This is a genomic window from Pseudomonas sp. P5_B2, from assembly GCF_056400445.1.
Map to the genome: position 1 here is coordinate 1 of NZ_JBFULH010000146.1, position 9443 is coordinate 9443.

Below are 9443 nucleotides of genomic sequence, written 5' to 3' on the forward strand. Positions count from 1 at the left end.
GGGTAGGAATGCCTTCGGTGATGCAAACGATCAGCTTGATGCCGCCGAACGCTGCTTCCAGGATGGAGTCCTTGCAGAAAGGAGCTGGAACGTAGATCACGCTGGCGGTGGCGCCAGTGGCAGCTACAGCGTCTTTCACGGTGTTGAACACTGGCAGACCCAGGTGCTCGGTGCCGCCTTTGCCAGGAGTTACGCCGCCAACCATCTTGGTGCCGTATTCGATGGCTTGCTGGGTGTGGAAACTACCTTGCGAACCGGTAATACCCTGGCAGATAACTTTGGTGTCTTTATTGATCAGGACGCTCATTATTTGCCCTCCGCAGCTTTAACAACTTGTTGAGCAGCGTCGGTCAGGCTGGTAGCAGCGATGATGTTCAAACCGCTTTCTGCCAGTACTTTAGCGCCCAGCTCAGCGTTGTTGCCTTCAAGGCGAACAACAACCGGGATTTTCACGCCGACTTCTTTCACAGCGCCGATGATGCCTTCGGCAATCATGTCGCAACGAACGATGCCGCCGAAGATGTTGACCAATACTGCAGCGACGTTAGTGTCGGACAGGATGATCTTGAACGCTTCGGTAACGCGTTCTTTGGTAGCACCGCCGCCCACGTCGAGGAAGTTGGCTGGTTTGCCGCCATGCAGGTTGACGATGTCCATGGTACCCATGGCCAGGCCAGCACCGTTGACCATGCAACCGATGTTGCCTTCCAGTGCTACGTAGTTCAGTTCGAACTTGGCAGCGTGCGCTTCGCGCGGATCGTCTTGCGACGGATCGTGGAAAGTCTTCAGCTTAGGCTGACGGTACATGGCGTTGGCGTCGATGTTGATCTTGGCGTCGAGGCAATGCAGATCGCCGTCAGCCTTGATCACCAGCGGGTTCACTTCCAGCAGAGCCAGGTCGTGATCCTTGAACAGCTTGGCCAGACCTACGAAGATCTTGGCGAACTGAGCAACTTGCTTGCCTTCCAGACCCAGCTGGAATGCCAACTCGCGACCCTGGAATGGCTGAGCGCCAACCAGTGGATCGATAGTGGCTTTCAGAATTTTTTCTGGAGTGTCGTGAGCGATTTTCTCGATGTCCACGCCACCTTCGGTGGAAGCCATGAACACGATGCGACGGCTCGAACGGTCAACGACAGCGCCCAGGTACAGCTCTTTAGCGATATCAGTGCACGATTCAACCAGGATCTTGGTGACTGGCTGACCATTGGCGTCAGTCTGGTAAGTCACCAGACGCTTGCCCAGCCACTGCTGTGCGAATGCCTTAGCGTCTTCTTTGCTGCGAACCAGCTTAACGCCGCCCGCTTTACCGCGACCACCAGCGTGGACCTGGGCTTTGACAACCCACTCGGTGCCACCGATTTTGTCGCAAGCTTCTGCTGCTGCTTCCGGGGTGTCTACGGCGAAACCCTGGGATACTGGCAGGCCGTATTCAGCGAACAGCTGCTTACCCTGATACTCGTGAAGATTCATGCTTATTACCGTCTTCGTTAGGTACTGCGCATTCGGTGCTGCACTCGTTCAAGTGCCGCACCACCTTTGACTGCTGCTTGCGTAGCCTTTCCGGTCAACCGGTGCAGCTACGCAAGACTGCGTCCAGCGGATATTCCGCGGTGAGTCTTGCATGCAAGGCTCACGACGGGCCATTCCGCCGTGGTTTCTTATTGTCTTAACGCTTCTTGCGGTTGGCGATGTGAATGGCGCCGCCATTCACTGCCAGAGCTGCTTCGTGCAAGGCTTCAGACAGGGTCGGATGGGAGAAAACCATCATGCCCAGGTCTTCAGCGCTGGTGCCGAATTCCATACCGATCGCGCCCTGCTGAACCAGTTCTGCAGCGCTCGGGCCAATCACGTGGACGCCCAATACGCGGTCAGTCTTGGCATCGGCAATGACTTTGACGAAACCGCCGGTGTCGTTGGCTGCCATGGCACGGCCGCTGGCTGCGAACGGGAAGGTGCCAACGTTAACTTCAACGCCTTCAGCCTTCAAGGCCTGCTCGGTTTTACCGACCCATGCAATTTCCGGGTGAGTATAAATAACCGAAGGGATCAAATCATAGTTCATCTGGGCTTTGTGGCCCTTGATGCGCTCGACGACCATGATGCCCTCTTCCGAGGCCTTGTGTGCCAGCATCATGCCGCGTACCACGTCGCCGATGGCATATACGCCCGGCACGGTGGTGGCGCAATGATCGTCAACGTGCACGAAACCGCGCTCGTCGAGGGTCACACCGCAATCAGCGGACAGCAGATCAGTGGTCACCGGACGGCGACCAACGGCTACGATCAGCTTGTCGAAAGTGATGTGCTGTTCGCCCTTGGCATCGGTGTAGTTCACAACGACTTCGTCGCCATTCACTTTAGAACCGGTAACGCGTGCGCCCAGCTTGATGTCCAGACCCTGTTTGGTCAGGGTTTTCAGCGCTTCCTTGGAAACGGCAGCGTCAGCGGCCATCAGGAAGGTGTCCAGCGCTTCGAGAACGGTGACTTCGGCGCCCAGACGGGACCAGACCGAACCCAGTTCCAGACCGATAACGCCGGCGCCGATCACGCCCAGACGCTTGGGTACGGATTGGAATTCCAGCGCGCCAGTCGAATCGACGATCACATTCTGGTCAACCGGAGCCGGTGGAATGTCGATCGGACGCGAGCCTGGAGCCAGAATCACGTTTTCGGCTTCGATGATTTCTACCGAGCCGTCAGGCTTGGTGACTTCAACTTTCTTGCCGGCCAACAGCTTGCCGTGACCCTGAATGGAAGTCACACCGTTGGCTTTGAACAGGGTGGCAACACCCGAGGTCAGGCCTTTGACGATGTTGGCTTTACGGCCGACCATTGCTGGCACGTCCATGGTCACGCCAGCGTGGTTGATACCGTGGATCGCGAAGCCGTCCTGGGCTTCGTGGAACTTCCAGGAGCTGTCCAGCAGCGCCTTGGATGGAATGCAGCCGACGTTCAGGCAAGTACCGCCCAGAGCCAGTTTGCCTTCCTTGTCGGTGTACTTCTCGATGCAGGCGGTGGTAAGACCCAGCTGAGCTGCCTTGATGGCAGCTACGTAACCGCCAGGGCCCGCGCCGATCACTACTACGTCAAATTTCTGCGACATTCAAAAAATCCTCTTTTTTGCAGCAAGCGGTAGCCGCAAGCCTCAAGCCAAGCTGCTGTAACTTGCAGCTTGCAGCTTGAAACCTGCAGCTGCTTCTATCAGATATCCAGCAACAAACGAGCCGGGTCTTCCAGCAGGTTCTTGATGGTCACCAGGAAGGTCACAGCTTCTTTGCCATCGATCAGACGGTGATCGTAGGACAGAGCCAGGTACATCATCGGACGGATAACAACCTGACCGTTGATCGCCATCGGGCGCTGCAAAATGTTGTGCATGCCCAGAATAGCTGCTTGCGGCGGGTTGACGATCGGGGTCGACATCATCGAACCGAAAGTACCACCGTTGGTGATGGTGAACGTGCCGCCGGTCATTTCGTCCATCGACAGTTTGCCGTCACGGGCTTTCTTGCCGAAGGTAGCGATGCCGCCTTCGATTTCAGCCAGGCTCATCAGTTCGGCGTTACGCAGAACCGGTACAACCAGACCACGGTCGCTGGAAACAGCAACACCGACGTCGGCGTAGCCGTGGTAAACGATGTCGGCACCGTCGATCGAGGCGTTGACAGCCGGGAAGCGTTTCAGCGCTTCGGTGGCCGCTTTCACGAAGAACGACATGAAGCCCAGGCGTACGCCGTTGTGGGACTTCTCGAACAGGTCCTTGTACTTCGAACGCAGGGCCATGACTTCGGTCATGTCGACTTCGTTGAAGGTGGTCAGCATCGCCATGTTCGACTGAGCTTCTACCAGACGCTTGGCCACGGTAGCGCGAACGCGAGTCATCGGAACACGCTTCTCGATGCGGTCGCCAGCGGCGAACACAGGAGCAGCGGCGGCAGGTGCAGCAGCCTTGGCAGGCGCGGCAGCCGGAGCGGCTTTCTTGGCAGCAACAGCAGCTACGACGTCTTCCTTGGTCACACGACCGCCTTTGCCAGTGCCGGCAACGGAAGCGATGTTGATGCCGTTTTCTTCAGCCAGCTTGCGAGCAGCCGGTGCAGCAACAGGATCGTCTTCGCCTTCAGCAGCTGGAGCAGCCGCTTGTGCAGCGGCCGGAGCAGCGGCTGGAGCGGCAGCAGCGCCCGCTTCGATGGAGCCCAGGACTTCGTCGGACAGAACGGTGTCGCCTTCGTTCTTGACGATAGCGCCCAGTACGCCGTCAGCAGTAGCCAACACTTCCAGCACAACCTTGTCGGTTTCGATATCGACGATCAGGTCGTCACGCTTTACAGCGTCGCCCGGTTGTTTGTGCCAGGTGGCAACGGTGCCATCGGCAACCGATTCCGGGAAAGTGGGGGCTTTGATTTCGATAGCCATTATCTGTGGGTCCTTAAATTCGGTTTCAAGTGCGCGAAGGCGTTAAACAGTAAAGGCGTCTTGCAGCAGTTTTTCCTGCTGCTCAGCGTGCATCGATGCATAACCACAAGCAGGTGCAGCAGAAGCCTCACGGCCCGCGTACTCGAGTACGAGAGACTTGTTGAGATTGCTGATGCTACGACGCAAGTGGTGTTGGCTGCAGTACCAGGCACCCTGGTTCATCGGCTCTTCCTGACACCAGACGGCATGTTTGGCGTTGGTGTAAGGAGCCAGGACTTCTTTCAAGTCGTCCTCAGGGAATGGGTACAACTGCTCGATACGCACGACGGCGATGTCGTCACGACCTTCGACACGGCGTTTTTCCAGCAGGTCGTAGTAGACCTTGCCGCTACACAGAACAATGCGCTCGACCTTTTTCGGATCTTGAACATCGATTTCCGGGATCACGGTCTGGAACGAACCTTCGGCCAGATCTTCCAGGGTCGATATGGCGAGCTTATGACGCAACAGCGACTTTGGAGTCAGAACGATCAATGGCTTGCGCAGCGGGCGAATCACCTGACGGCGCAGCAAGTGGTAGATCTGAGCCGGCGTGGTCGGTACGGCTACCTGAATGTTGTGCTCGGCGCACAGTTGCAGGTAACGCTCCAGACGAGCCGACGAGTGCTCCGGGCCCTGACCTTCATAACCGTGCGGCAGCAGCATGGTCAGACCGCAGAGACGGCCCCACTTGTGCTCGCCACTGGTGATGAACTGGTCGRTAACCACCTGGGCACCGTTAGCGAAGTCGCCGAACTGGGCTTCCCAGATCACCAGCGCATCAGGCGTGGTGGTCGAGTAACCGTATTCGAACGCCAGTACGGCTTCTTCGGACAGGAACGAATCGTACAGGTCGAAACGTGGCTGGCCGTTGTACAGGTTTTGCAGCGGGATGTAGGTGCCCGCGTCTTTCTGGTTGTGCAAGACAGCGTGACGGTGCGAGAACGTACCGCGACCGATGTCCTGACCCGTCATGCGAATCGGGTGACCTTCGAACGCCAGGGTCGCGTACGCCATGGTTTCGGCGTAACCCCAGTTGATCGGCAGGCCGCCGGCTTGCATCTTTTGACGGTCTTCGTAGATTTTCGAGACCTGGCGCTGAACCACGAAGCCTTCCGGAATTTCCAGCAGCTTGGCGGACAGTTCCTGCAAGGTTTTCAGATCGAAACGCGTGTCGTGACGCGCGGTCCAGGCGTGGCCCAGGTACGGACGCCAGTCCACGAACAACTCTTTGTTCGGCTCTTTGACCAGGCTTTTTACCACATGCAGACCGTTGTCCAGCGCGTTGCGGTATTCGTCGACTTTCGCCTGAACACGCTCAACGTCCAGCACGCCGGYCTGGGTCAGGCGATCAGCGTACAGCTCACGGGTGGTGCGCTGCTTGGTGATCTGCTGATACATGATTGGCTGGGTGCCACTTGGCTCGTCGGCCTCGTTGTGACCACGACGACGGTAGCAGACCAGGTCGATCACCACGTCACGCTTGAACTGCATGCGGTAGTCGATGGCGAGCTGAGTCACGAACAATACGGCTTCCGGATCATCACCATTCACATGGAGAATCGGCGCCTGGATCATTTTCGCAACGTCGGTCGCGTACTCGGTGGAACGCGAGTCCAGCGGGTTGCTGATGGTGAAACCGACCTGGTTGTTGATCACGATGTGCACGGTGCCGCCGGTTTTGAAACCGCGGGTCTGCGACATCTGGAAGGTTTCCATCACCACGCCCTGACCGGCGAATGCCGCGTCACCGTGGATGGAAATCGGCAGAACCTTCTCGCCGGTAGGGTCGTTACGACGATCCTGACGGGCGCGAACCGAGCCCTCGACCACTGGAGAAACGATTTCCAGGTGGGACGGGTTGAACGCCATGGCCAGGTGAACTTCACCGCCGGTGGTCATCACGTTGGACGAGAAGCCCTGGTGATATTTGACGTCACCGGAACCCAGCTCAACCTTCTTCTTGCCTTCGAACTCGTCGAACAGCTCGCGCGGGTTCTTGCCGAAGGTGTTGACCAGCACGTTCAGACGGCCACGGTGGGCCATGCCGATGACGATTTCCTTGGTGCCGTAGGAACCGGAACGCTGGATCAGTTCGTCGAGCATCGGAATCAGGCTCTCGCCGCCTTCCAGACCGAAACGTTTGGTACCCGGGTATTTGGTCCCCAGGTATTTTTCCAGACCTTCACCGGCAGTGACGCGTTCGAGCAGGTGGCTCTTGATGTCGGCGGAGTACACCGGACGGCCGCGCACGCTTTCCAGACGCTGCTGGAACCACTGGCGCTGCTCGGAATCGGTGATGTGCGTAAATTCAGCGCCGATGGTGCGGCAATATGTCTGCTGCAACGCTTCGTGAATTTCGCGTAGGCTCGCTTCCTCTTTGCCGATGAACAGGTCGCCGGCACGGAAGATCGTATCAAGATCGGCATTGGTCAAGCCGTAATGATTGATCGACAGGTCTGCAGGTGCAGGACGCCGCCACAGCCCCAGCGGGTCAAGCTGGGCTGCCTGGTGGCCACGCATACGGTAGGCCTGGATCAATCGCAGCACTTCAACTTGCTTCTTCTCGTGCTCACTGCTCACGCTGCCGGCAGAAACCGGTTGGGCGCGGCGCTGGTTCTTTGCCAGCAAGACGAAATGATCGCGAATTGTGGAGTGCGAAACATCGGTAGCAGTGTTGCCGTCAGCCGGCAACTTCTGGAAGTAGGTGCGCCACTCTTCTGGCACAGCGTTAGGGTCGTGCAGGTAGAGCTCGTAGAGCTCTTCCACATAGGCAGCGTTACTACCAGATAGGTAGGCGCTGTTCCACATGCGCTGCATCACGCTTTCTTGCATGCTTGGTCACCCTCGGTTAGGGGAACACCACCGGCGTCGACACCGAGCACACTTGCAGAAGTCCGAATGCAGCGACCAAAACAAGCCACTTAGGATCACGCTGATAGTCCGGGTACCAGCCCGGATGCCCCTGCTTGTCTCATTTCTTCAAAATAAGAGCCGCAGCCTTATAAGCTGCTGCTCAGGTTAAAACTACGGCGCCGGTTGAAGCCTGCGCCGTAGCATCTACGGGTACATCAGTCTTACGGGTACAGCAGCTGAATCACACGCCGCTTTGCAGCAACATGTTACGTACGTGACCGATGGCCTTAGTCGGGTTCAGGCCTTTCGGACAGACGTTGACGCAGTTCATGATCCCGCGGCAGCGGAATACGCTGAACGGGTCATCCAGCGAAGCCAGACGCTCGGCAGTCTTGGTGTCGCGGCTGTCTGCCAGGAAGCGGTACGCTTGCAGCAGTGCAGCTGGACCCAGGAACTTGTCCGGGTTCCACCAGAAGGACGGGCAAGARGTCGAGCAGCAAGCGCACAGGATGCACTCGTACAGACCRTCRAGCTTTTCACGCTCTTCCGGGCTCTGCAGACGTTCGATGGCCGGAGCCGGCGTGTCGTTCTGCAGAAATGGCTTAACCTTCTCGTATTGCTTGTAGAAGATGCTCATATCGACGACCAGGTCACGGATAACCGGCAAACCTGGCAGAGGACGAACGATCAACTTGTTACCTTTAACGACAGCGGACAGCGGCGTGACGCATGCCAGGCCGTTTTTGCCGTTGATGTTCATGCCGTCGGAACCGCAAACACCTTCACGGCAAGAGCGACGATAGGAAAAACCTTCGTCTTGCTCTTTGATCAGGGCCAGCACGTCCAGCACCATCAGGTCTTTACCACCGGTATCGACCTGGAATTCCTGCATGAACGGCGCAGCGTCCTGATCAGGGTTGTAGCGATAAACACTGACTTGCAACATGGCGGCCACCCTTAATAAGTCCGAATCTTAGGTTCAAAAGTCGGAACAGTCTTCGGCGAGAAGTTCACAGCACGCTTGGTTACGCGCTTGTCACCCGGGAAGTACAGGGTGTGGCACAGCCAGTTTTCGTCGTCGCGGTCTTCGAAGTCTTCACGGGCGTGAGCACCGCGGGACTCTTTGCGGATCTCTGCAGCGATGGCGGTGGCTTCGGCCACTTCCAGCAGGTTTTGCAGTTCCAGCGCTTCGATACGAGCAGTGTTGAACGCCTGGCTCTTATCGTTGATCTTGACGTTGGCGATACGGCCACGCAGATCAGCCAGCTGGGCAATACCCTTCTGCATGTATTCGCCGGTACGGAACACACCGAAGTAGTTCTGCATGCAGCTTTGCAGTTCTTTACGCAGGGTAGCGACGTCTTCACCCTCGGTACGCGTGTTCAGGCCATCGAGACGTGCCAGGGCAGCGTCGATGTCGGACTGGCGAGGACGAGCGTAATCAACGCCTTCTTTCAGGGTCTGTTCCAGGAACAGGCCGGCGGCACGGCCGAATACCACCAGGTCGAGCAGCGAGTTGCCGCCCAGACGGTTGGCACCGTGAACCGATACGCACGCCACTTCGCCTACAGCGAACAGGCCCGGGATGATCTGGTCAACGCCTTCAGCGTCCTGAGTAATTGCCTGGCCATGAATGTTGGTCGGTACACCGCCCATCATATAGTGGCAGGTTGGAACGACCGGAATCGGCGCCACGGCTGGATCGACGTGAGCGAAGGTCTTGGACAGTTCCATGATGCCTGGCAGACGGCTGTGCAGAACTTCTTCACCGAGGTGATCGAGTTTCAGCATTACGTGGTCGCCATCCGGACCGCAACCGTTGCCGGCGATGATTTCTTTAACCATCGAACGGGCAACAACGTCACGACCAGCCAGGTCTTTGGCGTTCGGAGCATAACGCTCCATGAAACGCTCGCCGTGCTTATTGATCAGGTAACCGCCTTCACCGCGGCAGCCTTCTGTCACAAGTACACCGGCACCGGCGATGCCGGTTGGGTGGAACTGCCACATTTCGATGTCTTGTACCGGCACGCCAGCACGCAGAGCCATGCCGACGCCGTCACCGGTGTTGATCAGGGCGTTGGTGGTGGACGAGTAGATACGACCTGCACCGCCGGTCGCCAAAACGGTGG

The 9443-nt window shown here is 57.7% G+C and carries 6 protein-coding genes and 1 pseudogene; all 7 read right to left on the reverse strand.

Going from position 1 to position 9443, the window contains the following annotated elements; translation table 11 throughout:
- A pseudogene (locus tag AC1DRJ_RS13720) lies at positions 1 to 307 on the reverse strand (succinate--CoA ligase subunit alpha); the annotation flags it as partial.
- The gene (sucC, locus tag AC1DRJ_RS13725; protein WP_008148602.1) at positions 307 to 1473 is read right to left on the reverse strand and encodes an ADP-forming succinate--CoA ligase subunit beta; all 1167 of its coding nucleotides are present in this window, start codon (positions 1471 to 1473) and stop codon (positions 307 to 309) included. The gene sucC and the pseudogene AC1DRJ_RS13720, both read right to left, overlap by 1 nt.
- Before the next feature lie 196 nt (positions 1474 to 1669).
- Positions 1670 to 3106: a dihydrolipoyl dehydrogenase gene (lpdA, locus tag AC1DRJ_RS13730; RefSeq protein WP_477802633.1), complete on the reverse strand. Its 1437-nt coding sequence runs from the start codon at positions 3104 to 3106 to the stop codon at positions 1670 to 1672.
- Between the two features lie 98 nt (positions 3107 to 3204).
- Positions 3205 to 4416: a 2-oxoglutarate dehydrogenase complex dihydrolipoyllysine-residue succinyltransferase gene (odhB, locus tag AC1DRJ_RS13735; RefSeq protein ID WP_477802634.1), complete on the reverse strand. Its 1212-nt coding sequence runs from the start codon at positions 4414 to 4416 to the stop codon at positions 3205 to 3207.
- 42 nt (positions 4417 to 4458) lie between these two features.
- The gene (locus AC1DRJ_RS13740; protein ID WP_477802635.1) at positions 4459 to 7290 is read right to left on the reverse strand and encodes a 2-oxoglutarate dehydrogenase E1 component; all 2832 of its coding nucleotides are present in this window, start codon (positions 7288 to 7290) and stop codon (positions 4459 to 4461) included.
- Positions 7291 to 7552: 262 nt separating this feature from the next.
- A complete protein-coding gene (locus AC1DRJ_RS13745) occupies positions 7553 to 8257 on the reverse strand; it encodes a succinate dehydrogenase iron-sulfur subunit (protein ID WP_223514152.1) in 705 nt (234 codons plus the stop codon).
- 11 nt (positions 8258 to 8268) lie between these two features.
- Positions 8269 to 9443: FAD-binding protein (locus tag AC1DRJ_RS13750; RefSeq protein ID WP_477802636.1), on the reverse strand; the 1175-nt coding region annotated here is incomplete at its 5' end.